Genomic DNA, 20,104 nt, shown 5'->3' with positions numbered 1-20,104 from the left:
TAATTTCGGTTTCATTATGCCCATTTCTCCCCCCATCAAACGTGCCCTGGTCAGTGTTAGCGACAAGCAAGGACTCAGCGAGTTTATCCGCGAATTAGTCGCTCTGGATATCGAAATCTTTAGCACGGGGGGGACGCGCAAGCATCTTGAATCGGCAGGCATCCAGGTGCGCGACGTAGCCGACTACACTGGCTTTCCGGAAATGATGGACGGTCGGGTAAAGACCCTGCATCCCAAGGTGCATGGGGGTCTGCTGTGTCGCCATGACAACCCTTCGGATATGGCTTCCCTCGCCGAACACGGCATCGCCACATTTGAGCTGGTGGTGGTGAATCTCTATCCGTTTGAAGAAACTATCGCCCGCCCCGGAGTCACCCCTTCCGAAGCGATTGAGCAGATCGACATCGGCGGCCCCTCCATGGTGCGCTCCGCGGCCAAGAACCATGCGTTTGTCACGTTGGCCACCAACCCGGAACAATACGGCGCGATCCTTGCCGAGATTCGCGATCAAGGAACTACGACCCTGGAAACACGTCGCCAACTTGCGGGTGCGGCCTTTGCTCGAACTGCCGAGTACGACACAGCCATTGCAGGCTATTTCGTGAAACTCAATTCAGTGGCTGCCGGAGTCGATGACTATCCACCGCAGGTCCGTCTGGAACTGCAGCGGCGCGACACTCTTCGCTACGGCGAGAACCCCCATCAGTCGGCGGCGCTTTATGCTTTCCCGTCTGCCCCGACAGAGAGTCTGGTCAACGCCGAGCAACTCAACGGAAAGGAACTGTCTTACAACAATCTGCTCGACCTGGATGCCGCCCTGGCAATCGCCCGTTCGCTGCCCCAACCCGGGGTAGCCGTATTGAAGCATAACAATCCTTGCGGGGCGGCCACGGCTGAAACCCTTGCCGAAGCTGCGAGCAAAGCCTGGGACGGGGATCCCTTGAGCGCTTTCGGATCTGTCCTGGGAGTGAATGTGCCCGTGGACGGGCCCATGGCGGAGTTCCTCGCCGAACCAGGCCGATTTGTCGAGGCGATTGTCGCCCCGGATTTCACGCCTGAAGCCTTGGAGGTACTCACCACCAAACCCAAGTGGAAGGCAAACGTGCGGCTGCTCAAGACGGGCACCTTCCTTCCAGGAATGGGAGCCCAGGTTTTTCGCCAGATTGATGGCGGCATGCTTTGTCAAACTGCCGACGACTTGCCTGACGAGACTTCCGCCTGGCAGGTTTTGACGGAGGCCAAACCCTCCGCTGAGTTGCAGGCAGACCTGGAGTTTGCCTGGGCCGTGTGCCGGTTTGTGAAGTCTAATGCCATCGTGCTAACCAAAGACAAATCGCTCTTGGGCGTAGGAGCGGGTCAGATGAGTCGCGTCGACTCGGTAGAAATCGCGATCCGCAAGGCGGGAAAGCGTTGCCAGGGGAGCGTGCTGGCCTCCGATGCCTTTTTCCCCTTCGAGGATTCTATCCAAGAGGCGGCCAACGCTGGGATCGCCGCCATCATCCAGCCCGGCGGTTCCCGCCGAGATGCCGAGGTCATTGCCGCCTGCAATGAGTATGGTCTGCCGATGATCTTCACCGGGACTCGCCACTTCCGACATTGATCTGCGCTAAAAGCTCAAGGGGAGTTGATGGCCACGATAAACACAAGAAAGCACAAGGCAAGCAGCTGGGTTATTTTAGTTCTTCTTGGTGACTTTTCGTGTTTCTTGTGGCTACTTGCATTTCTGCATGAGATAAAAAATTGGGCGCCCCGGCGCTCGATGTCTTACGCAATTAGTTCGAATCGAAGAATCTCTTCAGACCCCTTCCCTGGACTACCTGGGAGGGGGTTTCGGAGCACGGTCGACGACAATCTGTGGAGCGGGTATCGTGCAGGGCATGGAAACATCGCCTCAAGGTCCCGACGACTCGTCCTGCTGCAGTACCAGCATACCGTGGATATTTCCGCTCCTGTTGCTCCTGGTTCTGGCGGGAGTTGTTCTCTCGAATCGGTTTGGGCTCACGGCTTCAAACGGCGATGCTGGTTCGATGGCGGTTGCTTGGACTCCCTCCGTGCAACCGACGGGCGAAACGGTTCGGCTGGAGATCGATTTCGGCAACGGTTCGAAACGGCGATTCGAGGCCCTGCCCTGGCAAGCAGAAATGACCGTGGCCGATGTGATGCGGGAGGCCAGCAATTATCGCCCGGGCATCCATTTTTCCCAGATTGGCACGGGGGAGAGCGGGTTGCTTACCGAAATCGACGGCCTAAAGAACGAAGGGGTAAACGCCAGGAATTGGCTCTACGAGGTCGCTGGCGTGCCTGCAACCGCAAGTTTTTGCGTGCAAAAGGTCGCACAAGGTGAGTTAGTCCGTTGGCGGTTTACGGATGCGGCGGAAGAGAAGTAGAATGCGGTTAAATAGTTTTACCATTCCCCATCAGAAGTCATACGAATTGTTTGAACGGAAGGAAACGGAGAGAACGGAAAAAGGTCGCAAAAAAGACCTTTCAAGCACTCAGTTTCCTCAGTTCCCAAGATTGCATATGGCTGATCGCTGCGTTAAGAGGATTCAATCCCCATGAATAATCGAGAAACCCTTCGTGAGTTGAGTGTCTTTGGACTCTTGTTGGCTATTGGAGTGGCCGGTCGTTGGGCGCAGCCAGACTGGAATTTTACCCCGCTGGCGGCAGTGACTGTTATTGGTGGGTACTACTTTCGTTCATTATTGGCAGCGATCTTGTTGCCGGTGGGTATCTTGGCAGTCTCCGACATTATTCTGCCGGCACATGAGAGTGTCGCCGTTCAAGTGTCAGTGCACATGATGATGCTCGTGCCGCTCTTCTTGGGTCGAATGGCTCGCCATGCCGATGGCTGGCAGCGCGTAGGTCTCGGCGTGCTTGGTGGTGTGTTACCCGCCACAGCATTTTTTGTCGTGACTAACTTCGTCCATTGGGCCTCGACCGGGATGTATGAGAAGTCGATTGCCGGACTCACTGCTTGCTACATCGCGGCGTTGCCGTTTTACAGATCGATGCTTGCCGGCGATGTCTTCTATTTGGTCGTGCTAGTGGCCTGTTTGATGATCGCCAGCGCGCGAGTGCCCCAAAGAGTGCGCGTGCAGGCTTGAGGGTTTAGGAATCCTCATTAATCAGAATGGCTGGACTCAATAGTCACGAAGTAGCCCTGTGCAGCGATTCGTCATAATTTCGGCGCACATCATCCTGCAAAGTCGTCATCGCTTGCTTCTTTGGCGGGTTCGTCGTTGGCAGGCAGTTTCCAAGTGGCTAGCAGCGTTTTGAGTCGGGTTTCGAGATCGATCACGGCTTGAGTGACTTTGACTTCTACGGCATCCTTGTCCTCGAATACGGCGAAGGTTGGCTTCATCTCGTCGATGAGTGATTCCATCTGGACCTTCTCAGCGTCTTGAAGTCCCTTGTAAATGGAACCGCTGCCGGAGCGTATGTCTACTAAGCGGGCCATGAGCTGCCGGCGCTCGAATTTGGGTCCAGTATCTTCTAAGGTGCCACCGCCGAAACCGCCACGGCCGCCGCCGAATTCCCCGCCATAACCACCGCCCCCGCCATAGCCACCTTCACCACCGTATCCACCACGACCGCCTCCTCCATAACCACCACCGAAGCCGCCGGGTTGTGCAAAGCCGCCTCCACCGAGGAGTTCCTTCTGATACTTGCGCGCCTTTTTCGCACCTGACGAGACCACATCGAGCGACAGTTGACCTAGGGCCGGCACAGTGGCTGCTGAATCAACTCCTGCCGCTTTGCTGTAGTCAACTCTCTTCAACAGGGCGGCGACTTTGCAGCGATCATCGAGCCCCATTTCTTCGTCGGAGATGAGACTCGTGAGGGCATCCTGAACTTCTTGGGTAGGATCCTGCGCATACTGGTTGGCCAAGACCTGAGCCGCAAGCGTGAGAACCCAGCCATGCACATCCTTCTCGACGTCTTCGGGTGGCTCGCGATTGGCCAGTATCGCGAGCATCGCCTTGGTCAAACGATCCTTCTGTTTGGGGTCGATCCCGTAACGTGCATGACGCTCTAAGCCGATGAGCGCTCCCAGCTTCACCGATTCCGGCACTGGCACGTCGTTGAACTCGGCTTGTTCAACCAACTCCAACAGCTCGACAGTCGCAGTTGCTAGCGGAACCGGGGGCGTGGTATTGGTAGGCGGTTGCTGATCGAGATCTCCCAGCATGAGGACTGCGTTGTAACGGACAGCAGGATGCATATTCCCTCGCGCAGCATATCGCGAAAACTTGAACCCGAGATCGACCAGGTGCTGCTTCGAATTTGAGTTCGAGGCCATTCCTATAAAGTTCTTGAAAAACTTCTCACGATTCTTGGCCAGTTCAGCTAAGTCTTCGGGAAGATCACTGGTCATCTTCGGCAGATAGTACTTGGCCAGATAGTCGTCGACCGCTTGTTGATCTGCACCGAATCCTGCGGATTTGCGAAGACCTTGATTGACAGCCGGATAGATTCGACTGGCCTCGCGGGCGCTGAGCTTGGCCGGTAGGGTGTCGTATCGACCCTCGACGGCTTCCTGCGCATACAGGGATGAACCGGAGAAGTACCGAGCCAGAACCGCCAGTGCAATCAGCCCCAACAGACACCAACGTAATTTTTGGGAAACGCCCCTACCGCAGACAGCGCACATGGCCCTGTTCCTTATATGAAAATGCCTCTGATAAGCCTCGGCTTGCAAGCCGTGAGTCCCTGTACTTCCATTGTAGAGTCCCACCAGCGGTTCGCCAAACTAGGTCCTGATTTAAGACCAGTTGAATCGTCCCAACGTCTTGTCTGAAAAGGCTTTAGCTATTTCCACACTACACAGAGTGAATCAGAAATGTCAAGCTGGCGTTAGCCGGCAGCGTCCCGCTGCCAAGTGCCTCGTAGAAAACACAGTATTCGGCAGTGGGACACTGCCGGCTAACGGGATGAGACACGATGGTCCTACTTTATACTTCACCGCGGTTCTTGCAGCACCATACGGGAAACCATCCCGAGTGTGCCGAACGCTTGGAACATATCCTTGGGCACTTGGGGGCAGATGGCCTGACGGAACGCTGCACATTGCCTCAGTGGCTCCCGGCGGAAGACGAAGTGCTTGAGTCGGTGCACCAGGAGACGATGATTCGCTCTCTGGAGCAACTAGCAAAAACGGGGGGCGGTCGTGCCGACGCGGATACGGTAGTGGGACCGGAGTCGTTTGACGTGGCACGGCTTGCCGTTGGGGCGGTATGTGATGCGACCACACGAGTGCTGAGCGGGGAAGATCGACGAGCGCTTTGCCTGGTGCGGCCACCAGGGCACCATGCCCTGCGCGAGACGGCGATGGGTTTTTGCCTTTTCAATAACATCGCCCTCGCAGCACAGTCGGCACTCAATCAGGGGATCGAGCGGGTGCTCATCGTCGATTGGGACGTACACCACGGCAACGGCACGCAGGCAATATTCTATGACGAACCGCGTGTCGGTTTTTTCTCGGTCCATCGCTGGCCATTTTATCCGGGGACCGGTGACTCGGATGAGACGGGCACCGGCGCAGGACTGGGCACGACGCGCAATGTACCGTTGGAGTTTGGCATTTCGCAACGTGCTTATCGCGAGGCGGTCATGCGAGAGTTAGAGGATTTCGCAGCCCGCATGCGTCCACAGTTGGTGCTTGTGAGTGCGGGCTTTGATGCACATCGCAGCGACCCCATCGGTTCGCTGGGACTGGAAGTCGAGGATTTTGCGTGGCTAACCGCCGCAGCGATGGCGATTGCCGACTCTTACGCCGCGGGGCGGATAGTGAGTACCCTCGAAGGAGGTTACAACCCACCCGTACTTGCCGAGTGCGTGGCTATTCACCTGGAAGGGCTATTGTGATTTGTCCCCTTTTGCTCCGCAAAAGTTGCGCCACTTTCGCGGAGCAAAAGGGGATTGTCGTCCTGTGTAAAAAGGCACTAGTTGGATTCGTGTGTTGGAACGCAACTCAACTGCATCCCGAAAGCATTGAGGACTGAGAAGAGACTTGAAAGCCTCGGATTCCCCTCTTCAGAGAGCATGTCGTATAGTCCCTGCCGATTGAGATCAGTCGTCGAAGCTAGTTGTCCTACACCGCCAAGTGCCTCAGTAACGTTGCGAAGCCCGAGAAGAAATTCCTCCTGACCTCCTGCAGCACACGCCGAGAGATAACCTGCGGCATAGTCAGGATCACTGAGCCGCTCTAATAGCTCCTCATGGTAATCACTGGTTAGCGCCATTTGTTTCTTCCTGTTTGCGAACTTTGTAGTCAGCCCAATAGTCTTTTGCCAGAGAGATATCTTTTGTCTGGCTCTGTTTATCACCACCGATCAACAAGATCACTACCTCGTCTCCATCTCTGCCTAAGTAGAATCGGTACCCAGGACCGTAGTCGATGCGTAGTTCTAGAACACCATCACCTACGGATTTACAATCCCCAAAATTACCCAATGCAATTCGAGCAAGCCTAGCATCGATACGCTGCTGAGCTCTACGGTCACGGAGTTTTTCGAGCCACAGCGAAAACGGGCGCTTGCCAACTCGCGTACGATAAACTCGGATTCGTTGCTCCTTCACACCCATTCAGTTTAAGTGTAGGTTATAAACGACACTCTGTCAACTCGCTAACTGCGTCGCTACTCAACTGGATTCGCTACGGTATCCTCTTCGACAGGAAAGTCCGGGAGCTTGAAGTCGGGGACGGGGACGCGAAAAACGACGTCGCTGTTGAGGTAATCGAGGTCTGCTTGTTTCGACACCCATTCGCCGGCGACGATTTCTCCGTCGTAACTGAGTCCTCCGTCGTCTTTTCCATTTGTAAAGACGCTGTAAAGTAGATACCCACCATCGGGTTTGCGTTCGTACTTGAAGGGTTCGTCGGAATAGAGGTCGAGAGGCATTTCAGGCAAAACATCAGGGACCAACGCGGCGAGTTGCTCGGGATATTCGCCGTGCTCGGCGCGGTAGACTGCCAATGCCGCTGCGACGCGGGTGAGTTCCAACAGAACCAGTCCTCGCACTTCGGCCTGATAGGCTGCATCAAGGGCGGGAAGCATCAAACCCGCCATGGTGTCGGCAAGAATTTGGCTACGACCCTTGGTGCTAACCACTCCGCCGAGGAGACGAAAAGGGTTACTGGATCTGGTAGCAGTTTGATTTACATCTGCATCGAATTGGTCGAAGGCTGCTTTCCGTTCAGCTCGTGTCGGCTTGCGTGCGGCAGCGACCAACTGATCGTACCAGCGATTGCCTTCTCGCAGTACATAGTTCCAATCGATACTCACGAGCGTCAGGGGGTCAAAACTGACCTGCCCGGGGCCAGCCCCCGTTAATGAAGAGAGAGTGTCCCGCTGGGTGGCCAATCCTATTATAAGGTCAGTAAACATGAGGCGTTCGCCAGTGTCTAAACTCCTGACAATGTTGCTCGCGGGACCCATCTCAGTCAGCTCGCGAAGGATCTGCCGGGCCGATTGTGCATCGGTGTTGCTGGCATGCAGGAGTATGACCGTTTTAGGGCATGTAATGCCGTCGATGGCAATTGCGACCAGTTGTCCGACAAGTGTCGGGTCTTGAGAGAGAAAGCGGGCCAGGCGATGGCAGGCCAGCAGGTCGGCCCAGGCCGCTTCGTTACGTCCTTCGCCCAGGTTCCACATGGCCCTGGCGTTGAGACCTCTTGCGGCATTTCGCATGTTCTGAATGCCAGGCAGCAACACTGTGATCAGCCCCGAAAAGTTATTTCCCAAGAGTGATGGCGATGGGGACCAATACTTGGGCTTGTTCGATGCTTCCACCAACAGATCAAGTTGCTTTTCATAGCGCTGTATCCATTCTCCCATAGCCGGCAGTTGTTCGGTTCGCCACGGATGTTCCATGGCCTCACCAATGGCCTCGTCAGCCAACGTCTGTTGGATAAAGCTTTGCGTTTCGTCTCTCGTGAGATCCTCGAGGGCAGGGCTTTCTAACGTTTTTTTGTAATGCTCTGTCAGTTGAACAGCAATCTCTTTTTGCAACTTGCGAGAATAGGGTGGCTCAAGCCCACTATCTTCCGCAGGAATTTCCATTCCCAGCGCATCACACATTGCCTGCCAATCGTTAGGATCCAAGTCGCCGGGCCACATCGCTTGCCAGAATTCAACGGCTCCATTGTTCTCGGGCGTGACGCCCTCGTGGCCCAGTTCATAAAAGTAGCGGGCATAGTCGGGGAGCCCGTCCCGGCGGAGTGGCTCGGTGATGACCGTGGTCTCGGGCGAGACGATGATCTCGTCGTTGGGGCCGAACAGTTGGTACAGAAACCACGCCAATGGCAGGCAGAGAGCGAACCCGGCAAACCACCAGAACTTTTTCGAAGAGGAGTCGGCGGGTTCGTGGTGCATAGTGGGGGTGCAATTGGAAGTTGAAGGGTGCTAATTCAGTATTCGATCGATCTTAGTAGATATTGGGAGAAGTAGACAGAGAATTTGGCTTGTCGCCAGTTTCCAGCTATAATGCCGGTCGTTTGGCCTATTGCTCACTATTGGACGGTTAGGTTCGAGTATTTGTGGGTAGCAACATCATGCGGTTTTTATCTGCGTTCATTTTGTCTGGCGTGCTTCTCGCGGCGTGTCATTCTTCAGTTTACGCTTACAACTTGTATGGTCCCTATCCCTGGGACGATGAAACGGATTACTATCAAAAATGGGGTGATATTTTCACACCAGGATCTCCTGGAGGTACCATCACCTGGAGTCTGATGCCGACTGGTACCGGTCTCGACGCATCCGCTCCGTCGTACATACAAGGGACGTCGGACCTCACGGCCGTATTTAATCAGGTGGGGGGAGAAGCAGCAGCCTTGGCGATGATCCAGTCCGCGTTTGACCATTGGTCATCGGTCGCTGACATCGAGTTCGTCTACGTGGGGGTCGACGATGGCACACCTTTCTCGGCACCCTACGCGACGGGACAGGTACTGGGCGACATCCGCATCGGCGCATTTGAAATCGATGGGTTTTCGGCGGCGGTAGGATTTGCTCCTCCCCCCAATGGTGACACGACGCTCGAAGCGGATGTAATCTTCAACAACAAGCCCGATATTTCTTTCTACGTGGCACCCGAGGCCGAAGGGGAGTTGTACGACTTGTATCCCGCCGGTGGCGGATTTTACCGCAACGATTTTGAGGGGCTAGTGGCCCACGAATTGGGGCACGCGCTGGGGTTGGCTCACTCGGACCTGCCCAACGGATTGATGTGCGGATACGTCGACTCCGGATTCGATGGCAGTCTCTGCAGTTATTACGATCCGGACCATGACGGCAAGGCCCCTGTCAATCGCATTCCCGACCCCGACGACGTGGCTGGCGTGCAGTTTCTCTATGGACCGTCGCCCTCAGCCGACTTTGATAACGACGGCGACGTGGATGGCCGGGACTTCTAGGTATGGCAACGCGGCGATTCGATTCCTCCCTTGAGTGAGAGTGGCTTGGGCAATTGGCGCTCGCAGTACGGAACCAGCTCGCTGGGTGCAATCGCAGCAGTCCCCGAGCCGACAATTGCGTTGTGGGTGACCGGCACAATACTCGCCGGTTTGATCCGCCTGCGGGGCAGCCGGTAAGTCATTTTGCAGCCCTGCAGGGGATTGGCGGCACGAGGGAAATTCCTCCCTGCCGCTACAATCGGTACATGAACCGAGCTTCCACAAGTTTCGCAAGGGCTTTCGGTGCTATGGTTCTGGGGCTGCGAAGTTACAATGCAGTTTTCAGCTTCCAAATCAGTGTTGAGCCAGAGCCTCCTTCTCTGGCTAACGACTAACGGCTACTGGCTAACAGCTTATTCTGCGGAGAGTGGACCCATGGCAACGCGTGCAAATGTCAGCCCCAACTATCTTGTTCGTCTCGGCATCGTCGGGGTGGTTTGCGTGTTTGGCGGTCTGTGGTTTCTCTATGACGGGCTGGTCGGCTACCCAGCGAAGCGGGAGCGCGGATTGGATCGCATCGAATTCTTTGAGGAACATAAGGACGACCTGGACGACAAAGGAAATAAACTCGGTGAGCTGCAATTGAGCGAATCCTGGAAGAAACGGGCGGCTGAGAAGGGCTGGCCGACCGATAACCCGCTCAATCCCGAGACGGGCAAACCCCTGGCGGTCGTCGACATCAACGAACAGTTTTTCTACGCCGGTGGTGCAGGGCTGATCGGACTGGGATTCTTAAGTCGGCTCGTTTTCATGCTTGGTCGCTGGGTGGAAAGTGACGGCAAGCAACTGCGGACCAAGGGAGGACAGCAGGCCAAGTTCAGTCAGATCACGTCGCTCGACAAAAAAAAATGGCAAGCGAAGGGAATTGCGTTTGTCACTTATCAAGGGGAAGGGGGCAAGGGAAAAATCCGCTTGGACGACTACTATTACAATCGCCCCGCCATGCAAGTAATTCTGAGGGAGATCGAGGCCGCGATCGACCCTGCGAAAATCATCAATGGCAAGCCCGAGCCACCTGAGAAAACGGCCATAGATATGGATGCCAATCCCTAGCAGAAAAGGGTAGAATGGAATTCGAAATAGGCCGCGGATGAACCCAGCGCGGCCCGTAGCCGCAGCCAATTTTTGAACATGAGTAAACTGAGTCCACGGAGCAGGAGTCAATCAGCTCAACGAATATTGGAAAAAGGAAGAATTTAGACGCGGACAAACGCTGATTGGACGGATTTACACGGATTCCCGAAGCAGGGGTCTGTTTATAATCCGCGCTTCATCCGCTAAATCTGCGTTTGTCCGCGTCTAATTTCCCCTCTTTGATTCATGCTGAAAAAGATTTGCGCACCCTGCAAAAACTTGAATCGATAGAATCGCAGATCATCCGCAGTTTCGCAGATCGGATTCAAAGCAGTGAGCGCCGAGCCACAGAGGGGCATCTATGTTGCCACAAAAAGCACAAAAATGCACAACAGGAATTGCGTGACTTCGGCAAACTAAGCATCTCCCTTTTTGTGTCTTTTAGTGCTTTTTGTGGCTAAAAAATCCTCCCCATTACGTAATCCATTCTGAGATAGCCCGATGTCTGAGCAATCGATTCTCTCGCTTGACTTCCCCGCCGATGACGTGGCGGTGATCACGATCAATGATCCTACCAAGAAGGTTAATATCTTGGCACAGGGGGTATTAGCTAATTTTTCGTTGTTGCTTGATGAGTTGGAGGCACGCGGCGGTCTCGCTGGGCTGGTAATTCAATCCACCAAGCCTGGTAATTTTATCGCCGGAGCCAATCTCCATGAATTCGTTGCCAACATCGACGAGCCTGATGAGAACACCGTCAAACTTTCCCGCGAAGGGCATACACTGTTCGGTCGTTTAACGCGGTGCCCATTCGTGACGGTGGCTGCGATCAATGGCCTCTGCTTGGGAGGTGGTTCGGAGTTGGCCGTTTGGTGCGACCGCCGAGTCATGGCCCGCGACCCAAAAGCGAGCTTTGGGTTTCCCGAAGTGAAATTGGGGCTCTTTCCCGGTTGGGGAGGGACGGCTCGCACACCACGCATCGTTGGTCTCTCGAACGCCGTGGAATTGGTCACCAGCGGAGAGAACGTCAACACCGCCGCGGCCGAAGCGATGGGGCTGGCGATTTCAGCGCCGGCGGATCGGCTGTTGGAATCGGCCATCGCACTCGTGCGGAGTGAACAGGAATCAAAAGAGTATCTGCGAGATCGCGAACTTTGGTCGGCACCTATTTCAATCAGCGATACCGAGTTGGCTTTTCTCGGTGCCACGGCGAGCGCGTACATCCAGGGGAAGACCAAGGGGCACTATCCCGCACCAATGGCGGCGCTGGAAGTGATGCTCGGCGGGGCGGGGGTCGATCTGGAGACTGCTTGCCAGATGGAAGCCCAGGGGTTCGCAGAATTGTTTGGCTCACCGGAAAATCGGGCGCTGCTCAACGTGTTTTTCCTGCAGGATCACAACAAAAAGGTGAGTGGGCCGCCGGGTTCCGAGCCACGCGAGATTCAATCTGCTGCTGTGGTCGGTGCTGGAGTGATGGGTCAGGGGATTGCCGCGGCCAATATCAAAAGGAGGATTCCCGTTGCATTGGGAGACACTTCCACCGAGGCAGTCACGCGCGGTGTGCAAGGCGTCATCACGGAAGTGAGCTACAACAAAGAGACTCGCGAGTCCGATGCCAAGCGTGCAATCGAATTCTTGCCCTTGCTCAACGGCACGGAAAGCGATGCGGAGATTGCGACGGCTGACATTGTCATCGAGGCGATCTACGAAAATGCCGAAGCCAAACGCAAGCTTTACTTCAAGCTCGAACCGCAACTTGGCCCTGAGGCGATTCTCTGTTCCAATACCTCGACGATTCCGATCACTGAACTGGCCCACGGGCTAGAACATCCCGAGCGGTTTTGCGGGTTGCATTTCTTCAATCCCGTGAGGCAAATGCCGCTGGTGGAGGTCATCAGCGGCAAGCAAACCTCCGGCGACACGATTGCTACGGCCGTGGCGTATGCCAAGGTCATTGGCAAGTCGCCGATCGTGGTGCAGGATGGCCCGGGCTTCTTGGTGAACCGGGTGTTGCTACCCTACATGAACGAGGCGCTGTTGCTATTAGAGTCAGGCGCATCGATCAAGGCCGTCGACAGAGCGGCCAAGTCGTTCGGCATGCCGATGGGGCCGATTGAGTTGTACGACACCGTGGGACTAGATATCGCTCTGCACGCGGGGAAGGTGATGCAGCAGGCGTTTCCCGATCGGGTCGTGCCATCAAAGATTCTCCCCGCGATGGTCGAAGCTGGCCGAATCGGCAAAAAAGCCGGCAAGGGATTTTTTGATTACACCACCGACGGCAAGGGACGCACGAAGCCGCAGCCCAGCGCGGAGGCTGAGGAGATCATCGGGAAGTTTTCCTCGGGGAAGTGCGAGGACGATCTCACGGACTGCCTATTCCTGCCGATGCTCCTTGAAGCAACGCGCGTGGTCGAGGATGACATCGTGGCGGATGTCCGCGATGTGGACTTGGGGCTGATCTACGGCATCGGGTTCCCTCCGTTCAAGGGAGGCCTGTTCTTCTGGGCCGACACGCTCGGTGCCGTAGCGATTGTCGAGAAGCTCGCGGCGTTTCAGCACCTGGGTGCCAGGTTTGAACCGACCGCCCTTCTGTTAGAACATGCTGAGCGGGGTGATCCTTTCTATTCCGCCGTAAAGAATCATGTGTGACTTGAAGAAATAGGCCGCGGATGAACGCTGATTTAGCGGATCTAAACGGATCGCTTTGGTAAGAACGATTCTTTTTGATCTGCGGAAATCCGCTAAATCAGCGTTCATCTGTGTTCTATTTCTTATCGACGCGATGGACTCCGGTCGCTGACGCTCGCGGCTCGCCTGGCAAGTTTCTTAAAAATATGCTTGACACATTATTCTAATTCTTTAGAATTAGTCGCAGCAGCCGCGACGCACGGCAACAATCAAAGAACAGAGCACTCTCATGCCACGCCCCGCATCACCTCATCCGACCGATGGTGAACTCGAAATCTTGCGAATTCTTTGGGCCGAAGGACCTTCATCACTCAGCAATCTGTGCGAACAACTCCGTACCGAGCGCGAGGTGGCGACCACCACCGTCGCCACGATGCTCCGCGTCATGCTCGACAAGAAGCTCGTCAAGCGGACCGGGGCTGCACGGGGTGCGCTTTGGTCGGCGGCGGTCAGCCAGCAAACTACGGCCCGCGGCATGGTTCGCAAACTGGTGCACGGGGTATTCGATGGCTCGGCAGAGCGATTGGCGGCACATCTGGTCGAGGGGGGGCAATTGTCCGCCAAGCAACTGGCTGAGTTACGCACTCTCATCGACGCCCAACCCAAACGAAAGGTCTCATCATGAACACGCTCTTATGGCAGCAAGGATGGCACGTCGTCGGTTGGACCATGATTTATTTTCTAGCGGCGGGGACAGCAGTCGTGCTGGTGGGCGTTGCGCTGCGATTCGCATTACGTGCGGCAAGCCCCACGCTTCGCTACACCACCTCGCTTGCCGTCTTCGCGGTTCTGGCGCTGATGCCCCTAGCAATCGGAGCATGGACAGCTAGCCGGGTCGCGAGCACCGCTGCGCAGCAGTGGTCGGCCCCCGACCAAAGTCGCACTCCACTCGCCGCACACATCGAACTCACCTCTGCGCCGACCATCGCCGAAAAACAAGCTCTGCTCCCCGAAGTCAACCCGAACTCTTTTACAGAGTCGAATCCTTTTCCCTACGCTCCAGGTCGCGGCGGGGTCGCATCGCTGCTAACGGGAGCGGTGGAGTATCTTCCCTGGATCTGGATCGCAGGGACCCCGCTCACGTTCTTGCTGCTCGCCAGTGGATTAGTAGGAGCCGAGCGATTGCGCAAGTCGAGCCAGCCGCTCGAAAGCGAATCCGTACTGAAAACGTGCGAAACACTACGGCAAGCACTCTCCGTCGGTCGCCGGGTGGGAGTGGCAGTCTGCGATCGAGTCGCCACGCCGCTGTTGGTGGGGATCGTGCGGCCACTGATTTTGCTGCCACCGGCGGCACTAGTCGGCTGGTCGCAGGCCGAACTCGAAATGGTGCTGTTGCATGAACTGGCCCACGTGCGCCGCTGGGACAACCTGGTGAATCTTACGCAGCGCACTGTCGAGTCGCTCTTGTTTTTTCACCCGGCAGTGTGGATCGCGAGCCGCTGGGTTCGCCGCGATCGGGAGGATTGCTGCGATGCCGTGGTGGTCGCCTATACCGCGAAACCGCAAGCATATGCAGAACTCTTATTGGCACTCGCATCTACTAATCCACATGGCGGCTTGGCGACTTCAGTCGCCATGTCTGAGCACCCCCTCGCGGGCCGAATCCGCCGCATTCTCAAACTGGAGGACGAACCGATGTTGGTCTCACGCAAAACACTCGTCGCCGTCGCCACGGGCATCTTGTCCCTGGTGCTCGCCGTGGGCCTCGTCGCCCCCGGCGCAACCACCGAGGCGAGCCTGGTCGTCCCCGACTCCGATTCAGAAGAATTAACCACAGAGGACACCGAGGGCACGGAGGAGAAATCGAATCCGCTGTTTCCCACGCTCGAAGAACAGCGCGCCGCGGATGTGGCTTACAAGATATTGGGAATTGAATTGGAGAAACTCAGCGAGGAAGAATTGAAGCGTGTGAAAGCCCTGGGGTATCAAGGGGGGTTGCGGGTTTCATCTCAAACAATGGGGCAAGGATTCCCGGGTCTATTCCCAGTACAGGGCGATATTCTAGTTGGACTCCACGCTTGGCCGACCGAGTCGCTTTATCAAGTGAATGAGATTCTTAAGAGAGATGACATTGATCAGCTCACACCAATAAAGTTTTATGTGGTTCGACCAATCGTAAAAACACGCGATGTAAACGGAGAACCAGCCACCTATGGAGAAGATAGAGTGGCAACGGATCGTTTGCGTTTGCAACTCGACTCCATAGAGCAAACCAAAGGTCCAAAGAAAAAACAAGTCTCATCAAGCGAATCCAAAGAGGCCGTACCTGCAGATAATACCCTCCTCTACGACGGCAAGACGTTTGAGGAGTGGAGAACAGCATGGAGAACGGAACTTAGCACGGAGAAGCGAATAGAAAGCGTCAAAGCAATGGCTGCCTTTGGCCGAACTGGAAAAGCTCAGGAGGCCGCTGAAGAAATCTTGGATATGATCGGTCAATACAATGCGCGTTCGTATGGAGATGACACGCCGGAAAGCGCATTATTTGAAGCGGTTAGCGAATGCTTAGTATCTCAACATCGCGCGATCAATGCCGACTTTTGGCTGCCGATACTCAAAGATCGATTGCGGACCACTCCTAAAGTGTATCGTAGGTTGGCAAGGCGTTTGTTGAGCCAGTACAACGGTGCCGCCGACATCTTGTTTGCAATGACTCGAGACATCAACAGCGACTTTCGCAGTGTCGCCTTAGCAACGTTGCCATTAAGTCTGGCATCTAGCAAAGATCCACGAACCTTTCCTGCCCTTCGTGAAGCACTCACAGATTCCAATATCGACGTAATTCATACAGCACTCATTGCCTTGAAGTCGCTGTATCCTCGTCCAATTTTGGGAGAGGCTCTTCCAGAGACACCCGAGTTAGTCCCGCTGCTTTTTCACGATCAAGAATCCGTTAGAATAGCTGCCCGCCGGGCTTTGCATGCCACTTCCGAAGCAAATGCCCCTCAAGTCATAGCAGAGCTGAAGAAAAAACTAACAGAAACTTCGCCGCCAGAGAAGCAACTTGCTGCGATACGAGCCTTGAGCGTCTTGGAAGAGACTACTGCTGCCAAGGATACGGAGAAAACCTTAACTGAAATAGTAGCCAATGGTGATGAGCAGCTTGCTGTTGCCTCAGCGATGGCAATCAACTTCTTCAACAATATCGAGTATTTCCCACCTATTCGAGATGACAAACGGGCTCCTGATCGCGATCCAGTAGGAACCGATTTGTATGCCGAGCGTCTAGCTAGGGAATTAGGCATCGAGAATTCAAAGCACTTGAAGAAGCATCCGGCTGGACGGAATAAGTTCGATGAGTTCTTGCAACTTTACAAGACTGAGCTGGCTTCGCGGTACCCTGGCGAAAGATGGTATGCGAATAACTGGGATTTTTATTGAACGGGTGATCTGCAGAATGATTTGGGCGCAATCAAACGCCATTTGAGGGCACACCTCCTTGTGTTAATTCGCTGAGTCTTGAGAAACTGGGGTCGATTGACTTTTTTGGAGAATACCCAACCTCTATCGTATCCCCCAAAGCGAAACCAGTGCCAAAGCGGCGGTTTCTATTCTTAGGATGCGCTCTCCCAAGCCCACCACTTGCCAGCCATTCTCCACGGCCTCAGCTTCTTCGCCGTCGGTAAAACCCCCTTCAGGGCCGATGGCTATCAGCACGGGACCAGTACTTTTAATTTCTGAGAGCGGCTTGCTTCCAGGATGGGCCAGGATGCGTGATGGCGCTATGACGCTAGCGGCCAGTTCTGGCCAAGATTGCGGTTGCTCGATTTGCATGAGGCAATTGCGGCCGCATTGTTTGCTGGCTTCGATGACGTAGCGAGTTAGTTTGGCGGGTGCTTCGGCGGCGCTCTTGGTGCTGCGCTCGGTGGTGAGGGGCAGCAGCCGCGCGACACCTAATTCGACAGCTTTTTCGATGAGCCAGCGCTGGCGGTCCCCTTTGGGGAGGGGTACGGCGAGCGTGATCTCGAAGGCCGTTTCGCGTTCGATCGGGTCGTGTTCACCCAACGCGAGTTCAACCTCGGTGCGACCCAGTCGCACGACTACTGCGGACCATTCGCCCCCCTGCCCGTCGAACACGGTAAGCTCAGTGCCCGGTTTCGCTCGCATCACGTGCAGCAGATGATGGGCCTCATTCCCCTGGAGAGTGACCGAAGTGCCGGTGATCGGGGTGTCAGAAAAGTAGCGATCTTTCATGGGGATATGCCAGCGGTGCTAGCAGTTGAGGTTTGGCGGCGATGCAAGCGAAAGATCGTTACTGGAATGAACCGATGGAACATGAGTGAGTCGGCATTATAGTCGCCTTTCGCTCTGCGAAAGTAGCGCTACTTTCACGGAGTGAAAGGCGACTATCATTATATCTCTCAAGGGACACCTATTGATGCAAGCCTGGAGACTGGAGAAATTGCCCTTTTCGACCGGGCATGCTGAGACGGTGTTTTTCGCGGGATTGCCGCAGCAGGAAGCACTGGCGAGGATGCGTTTTCTGGTTCACAACGGCCTACGGCTGGGCCTGGTGCTGGGGCAGTCGGGTGGTGGGAAATCGATGCTCTTGGAGCTATTTGACCAAGAACGCCAAAGTGAAAACTGGTCGGTGGCGCGGTTGAATCTGCTTGGGATGTCGGTGCGCGAGTTTCATTGGCAGCTGGCCTTGGGACTGCGGGCCTGCCCTCGAGCGGGAGACGAACCGCTGCGACTCGAACGGCGTTGGCAGGAGCGACTCAGACAAAACCGGCTGCAGGACGAGCGAGTAGTGCTGCTATTAGATGATGTCGATCAGGCGGGAGCGGACATGTTCACGCAGTTAGTGCGATTGGTGCAACTCCCACCCGAGCAAGTGGGCAATCTGACGATCGTGCTCTCGGCAAATACCGACGAGCGACATCGACTTGGCAAACGCTTGATGGAACTGGTCGATCTGCGCATCGATCTCGAACCGTGGGAAGAGGCGGATACGGTTGGATACCTACAACTGGCTCTAGTGGAGGCTGGTGCCGAGCAGCCAGTGTTTGATGAAGCGGCCCTCGCGGAGATTCACCGGCTCTCGGGAGGCGTGCCTCGGCAAGTGAATCGGTTAGCCGATTTTGCGCTGGTGGCTAAGGGCGAAGCAGAAACGATCAATAAGGCGACGGTTGCCGAGGTGCATGCGTCGCTTACTTCCCGGGTGTGAGGAGTGGTTTGCTCGGAATTTCCGATCCCAGGTTTTCCTTGAGGTCGCCGAGGCATTCCTTCAGTATGCCGAGTTGTTTGTCGAGTGCTTCCCCATCAATTCGCACTCGGTCGAAGATTTTTTCATTGGCATTGCGAATAGTTTCCGTAGACTTGCGAATCTCGTCGAGGTTCTGCACACGCTTTTCGATATCGAGAATCGCCTTGTCGATGGTGGTGAAATCGACTTTCTTCTCCGTTGCTTGACGGGCACGAATGCAGAGGGCCCGGGCGACTTCGAGGGCGGCCTTCAAGTTGGCGTCGGTCGTAGGATCTTCTGCGTCCCAGACGACTAGCAAATCGCTTCCATACCGTCGAAATGAATCACAGTGGGCTGGGGCGGTTCGCTGCGAAAAGATGAATATGCCGAGCTGCGCGTCCCGATTTTTGCGAGCTTGTTCGATTTCTTCTCGGGATTTGGCGATGGTGTAACTGGCGTCCTCTTTGGCCTCGATTACAATCTTTGCTCCCGCTGCGGCACTGTCGCAGCCAAGTTCTACAACCACATCGCCGACCTTGCAGTTCTTGATCCTCCCGACGCAAGAGCCCGTCCCTTCGACGGTTTCTCCGCGCGGGTGACCATCTCTGGACACGAATTCCAGCACAGCATCTTCAAAGGTACCGCCATGCAACGTCGACCGGGCTTCGGTCTCACGTTTGGTGATCAACTTGCCAAGTGCGACTTTCACCTCTTCTTGGAAATCGGCAGCGGATTTGATGTGGGCGCCTAGAATCGTCTCCAGGTGTGTTTGCATTTTTCTCAGCGAGGACTGATCATTGTCCAGCGAGAATTCCTGGGTAATCGTTTCTTGAGCTGTGTTGACTTTTTTTACCAGCCGGCTCAGAGATGAATTCTCGTCGTTGAGCGAGAATTCCTTGACGACTTCGTCGATCTTGCCTTTCATGTCCCGCGTGAAATCGCCATGCTTGCCGGTGACTTCGCTCACCAGTCGGCAGAGAGCTCCCTCGGGGTTATCGAGCGAGAATTCTTTCAAGATTTTCTCACGTTGCGAGGCAAGTTGCGACTCAACTTTTGTGTGTAGGACCGCGAGCAACCCTTGCGATTGATCGGGGCTGAGATGTTTCATCAGCGGACTGGTCTCGCCGATGTGGGTTAACATTGTCTTGGCCAAATGGGAGTCGTTACCGTCGACGAGCGAACGAATCATACGTCCCACTTCTCCATCTGCCGATGCGAGTTGTTTCACGCGCTGAGTAAAGTGGCCATCCTGCGGATTGAAGTATTTGCCGAGTGAGTCTTCGATCCGTTGCTTGGAGGATTCTGCGTGGGACTGGAATTGTTTTTGCAGGTTTTCGAGCAGGCGATTGGTTTCGTGTTTGATGAATTCGCTGTCGATCGAGGCCGAGGCCCGGCGGAGGGTTAGCACGCCGATCTTGAGGGCTTCGAGTGCGAATTCGTCGCGGGGTTCCCCTTCGTCGTACTTTGCCAGTTCGCGAATCGTATCTGGGTCGGAAACCGTCAACTCTAAAGTGAGCTGGAACGGCAAATCGCCGTTGGCGAGGTTGGCTTCCATCTGATCGAGTGTATTTGCCATGACTGGAATCCTCCGTGCGTATTCCTGCGAGAAGTTTTGGGGGTACAGAGTATGAACACCCGTCTACTAGTGGTCAGTATGGCAATTTTCGATCCGCGTGGCAACGGGGGCAGCCATCTTG

Annotated in this window: 17 protein-coding genes; 10 read left to right on the top strand and 7 right to left on the bottom strand. The window is 55.3% G+C overall.

Annotation, left to right across the window (positions count from 1 at the left end):
• The first annotated feature begins 16 nt into the window (after nucleotides 1-16).
• The 3 genes from purH (at nucleotide 17) to Pla144_RS03930 (ending at nucleotide 3,107) form a co-directional block, all read left to right on the top strand.
• A complete protein-coding gene (gene purH, locus Pla144_RS03940; protein ID WP_146447990.1) occupies nucleotides 17-1,600 on the top strand; it encodes a bifunctional phosphoribosylaminoimidazolecarboxamide formyltransferase/IMP cyclohydrolase in 1,584 nt (527 codons plus the stop codon).
• 277 nt (nucleotides 1,601-1,877) lie between these two features.
• Nucleotides 1,878-2,387 carry a DUF4430 domain-containing protein gene (locus tag Pla144_RS03935; RefSeq protein WP_146447989.1) on the top strand — a complete coding sequence of 170 codons (510 nt, stop codon included), beginning with the start codon at nucleotides 1,878-1,880 and terminating at the stop codon, nucleotides 2,385-2,387.
• A gap of 171 nt (nucleotides 2,388-2,558) precedes the next feature.
• Nucleotides 2,559-3,107: a DUF6580 family putative transport protein gene (locus Pla144_RS03930; protein WP_146447988.1), complete on the top strand. Its 549-nt coding sequence runs from the start codon at nucleotides 2,559-2,561 to the stop codon at nucleotides 3,105-3,107.
• Nucleotides 3,108-3,196: 89 nt separating this feature from the next.
• Here Pla144_RS03930 and Pla144_RS24445 read toward each other — a convergent pair whose 3' ends face one another.
• A complete protein-coding gene (locus tag Pla144_RS24445) occupies nucleotides 3,197-4,654 on the bottom strand; it encodes a hypothetical protein (RefSeq protein ID WP_197530368.1) in 1,458 nt (485 codons plus the stop codon).
• 290 nt (nucleotides 4,655-4,944) lie between these two features.
• Here Pla144_RS24445 and Pla144_RS03920 point away from each other — a divergent pair, with 290 nt between their 5' ends.
• Nucleotides 4,945-5,868, top strand: coding sequence for a histone deacetylase family protein (locus tag Pla144_RS03920; protein ID WP_146447987.1), 924 nt, complete (start codon nucleotides 4,945-4,947; stop codon nucleotides 5,866-5,868).
• A gap of 77 nt (nucleotides 5,869-5,945) precedes the next feature.
• Here the strand turns inward: Pla144_RS03920 and Pla144_RS03915 are convergent, their stop codons facing one another.
• Genes Pla144_RS03915 through Pla144_RS03905 form a run of 3 tightly spaced genes read right to left on the bottom strand, consistent with a single transcriptional unit; the run spans nucleotide 5,946 to nucleotide 8,378 of the window.
• The gene (locus Pla144_RS03915) at nucleotides 5,946-6,245 is read right to left on the bottom strand and encodes a helix-turn-helix domain-containing transcriptional regulator (protein WP_146447986.1); all 300 of its coding nucleotides are present in this window, start codon (nucleotides 6,243-6,245) and stop codon (nucleotides 5,946-5,948) included.
• Entirely contained in the window at nucleotides 6,229-6,582 is a 354-nt protein-coding gene (locus tag Pla144_RS03910; protein ID WP_231936153.1) for a type II toxin-antitoxin system RelE/ParE family toxin, read from the bottom strand. Before Pla144_RS03910 ends, Pla144_RS03915 begins: the two co-directional genes overlap by 17 nt.
• A gap of 59 nt (nucleotides 6,583-6,641) precedes the next feature.
• Nucleotides 6,642-8,378, bottom strand: a complete 1,737-nt coding sequence (locus Pla144_RS03905) for a hypothetical protein (protein ID WP_146447984.1) — start codon at nucleotides 8,376-8,378, stop codon at nucleotides 6,642-6,644.
• 179 nt (nucleotides 8,379-8,557) lie between these two features.
• On the opposite strand from Pla144_RS03905, the gene Pla144_RS03900 reads away from it, so the two are divergent.
• On the top strand, nucleotides 8,558-9,418 hold the full coding sequence (locus Pla144_RS03900; protein WP_146447983.1) for a matrixin family metalloprotease: 861 nt from the start codon (nucleotides 8,558-8,560) through the stop codon (nucleotides 9,416-9,418).
• On the opposite strand, the gene Pla144_RS03895 is transcribed toward Pla144_RS03900, so the two are convergent.
• Nucleotides 9,415-9,600, bottom strand: a complete 186-nt coding sequence (locus Pla144_RS03895) for a hypothetical protein (protein WP_146447982.1) — start codon at nucleotides 9,598-9,600, stop codon at nucleotides 9,415-9,417. The two genes, Pla144_RS03900 and Pla144_RS03895, sit on opposite strands and share 4 nt — an antisense overlap.
• A 232-nt stretch (nucleotides 9,601-9,832) precedes the next feature.
• Here Pla144_RS03895 and Pla144_RS03890 point away from each other — a divergent pair, with 232 nt between their 5' ends.
• The 4 genes from Pla144_RS03890 to Pla144_RS03875 all read left to right on the top strand — a co-directional run bounded on the left by Pla144_RS03890 (nucleotide 9,833) and on the right by Pla144_RS03875 (nucleotide 16,603).
• Nucleotides 9,833-10,510, top strand: a complete 678-nt coding sequence (locus Pla144_RS03890; protein ID WP_146447981.1) for a hypothetical protein — start codon at nucleotides 9,833-9,835, stop codon at nucleotides 10,508-10,510.
• Between the two features lie 522 nt (nucleotides 10,511-11,032).
• Nucleotides 11,033-13,183 (top strand): 3-hydroxyacyl-CoA dehydrogenase NAD-binding domain-containing protein, encoded by a 2,151-nt coding sequence (locus Pla144_RS03885; RefSeq protein WP_146447980.1) that lies wholly within the window; start codon nucleotides 11,033-11,035, stop codon nucleotides 13,181-13,183.
• 268 nt (nucleotides 13,184-13,451) lie between these two features.
• Nucleotides 13,452-13,847 carry a BlaI/MecI/CopY family transcriptional regulator gene (locus Pla144_RS03880; protein WP_146447979.1) on the top strand — a complete coding sequence of 132 codons (396 nt, stop codon included), beginning with the start codon at nucleotides 13,452-13,454 and terminating at the stop codon, nucleotides 13,845-13,847.
• Nucleotides 13,844-16,603, top strand: a complete 2,760-nt coding sequence (locus Pla144_RS03875; protein WP_146447978.1) for a M56 family metallopeptidase — start codon at nucleotides 13,844-13,846, stop codon at nucleotides 16,601-16,603. Before Pla144_RS03880 ends, Pla144_RS03875 begins: the two co-directional genes overlap by 4 nt.
• 123 nt (nucleotides 16,604-16,726) lie before the next feature.
• Here Pla144_RS03875 and Pla144_RS03870 read toward each other — a convergent pair whose 3' ends face one another.
• The gene (locus tag Pla144_RS03870) at nucleotides 16,727-17,416 is read right to left on the bottom strand and encodes an RsmE family RNA methyltransferase (RefSeq protein ID WP_146447977.1); all 690 of its coding nucleotides are present in this window, start codon (nucleotides 17,414-17,416) and stop codon (nucleotides 16,727-16,729) included.
• 184 nt (nucleotides 17,417-17,600) lie between these two features.
• On the opposite strand from Pla144_RS03870, the gene Pla144_RS03865 reads away from it, so the two are divergent.
• Nucleotides 17,601-18,389 (top strand): ExeA family protein, encoded by a 789-nt coding sequence (locus tag Pla144_RS03865; protein ID WP_146447976.1) that lies wholly within the window; start codon nucleotides 17,601-17,603, stop codon nucleotides 18,387-18,389.
• Here the strand turns inward: Pla144_RS03865 and Pla144_RS03860 are convergent.
• Entirely contained in the window at nucleotides 18,373-19,983 is a 1,611-nt protein-coding gene (locus tag Pla144_RS03860; RefSeq protein ID WP_146447975.1) for a hypothetical protein, read from the bottom strand. The genes Pla144_RS03865 and Pla144_RS03860 overlap by 17 nt on opposite strands.
• Between the last annotated feature and the right edge of the window lie 121 nt (nucleotides 19,984-20,104).

This window comes from Bythopirellula polymerisocia, assembly GCF_007860015.1.
Lineage (GTDB): Bacteria > Planctomycetota > Planctomycetia > Pirellulales > Lacipirellulaceae > Bythopirellula > Bythopirellula polymerisocia.
The sequence above is the reverse complement of the archived record's forward strand: the minus strand, read 5'-3'. Positions and strand labels throughout refer to the sequence as shown.

Coding starts and splice junctions, on each gene's coding strand:
- Pla144_RS03890 (WP_146447981.1), top strand. CDS start 9,833: ATGGCAACGCGTGCAAATGTCAGCCCCAACTATCTTGTTCGTCTCGGC.
- Pla144_RS03860 (WP_146447975.1), bottom strand. CDS start 19,983: ATGGCAAATACACTCGATCAGATGGAAGCCAACCTCGCCAACGGCGAT.
- Pla144_RS03895 (WP_146447982.1), bottom strand. CDS start 9,600: ATGACTTACCGGCTGCCCCGCAGGCGGATCAAACCGGCGAGTATTGTG.
- Pla144_RS03880 (WP_146447979.1), top strand. CDS start 13,452: ATGCCACGCCCCGCATCACCTCATCCGACCGATGGTGAACTCGAAATC.
- Pla144_RS03915 (WP_146447986.1), bottom strand. CDS start 6,245: ATGGCGCTAACCAGTGATTACCATGAGGAGCTATTAGAGCGGCTCAGT.
- Pla144_RS03875 (WP_146447978.1), top strand. CDS start 13,844: ATGAACACGCTCTTATGGCAGCAAGGATGGCACGTCGTCGGTTGGACC.
- Pla144_RS03930 (WP_146447988.1), top strand. CDS start 2,559: ATGAATAATCGAGAAACCCTTCGTGAGTTGAGTGTCTTTGGACTCTTG.
- Pla144_RS03870 (WP_146447977.1), bottom strand. CDS start 17,416: ATGAAAGATCGCTACTTTTCTGACACCCCGATCACCGGCACTTCGGTC.
- Pla144_RS03885 (WP_146447980.1), top strand. CDS start 11,033: ATGTCTGAGCAATCGATTCTCTCGCTTGACTTCCCCGCCGATGACGTG.
- Pla144_RS03905 (WP_146447984.1), bottom strand. CDS start 8,378: ATGCACCACGAACCCGCCGACTCCTCTTCGAAAAAGTTCTGGTGGTTT.
- Pla144_RS03865 (WP_146447976.1), top strand. CDS start 17,601: ATGCAAGCCTGGAGACTGGAGAAATTGCCCTTTTCGACCGGGCATGCT.
- Pla144_RS03900 (WP_146447983.1), top strand. CDS start 8,558: ATGCGGTTTTTATCTGCGTTCATTTTGTCTGGCGTGCTTCTCGCGGCG.
- Pla144_RS03935 (WP_146447989.1), top strand. CDS start 1,878: ATGGAAACATCGCCTCAAGGTCCCGACGACTCGTCCTGCTGCAGTACC.
- Pla144_RS03920 (WP_146447987.1), top strand. CDS start 4,945: ATGGTCCTACTTTATACTTCACCGCGGTTCTTGCAGCACCATACGGGA.
- Pla144_RS24445 (WP_197530368.1), bottom strand. CDS start 4,654: ATGTGCGCTGTCTGCGGTAGGGGCGTTTCCCAAAAATTACGTTGGTGT.
- purH (WP_146447990.1), top strand. CDS start 17: ATGCCCATTTCTCCCCCCATCAAACGTGCCCTGGTCAGTGTTAGCGAC.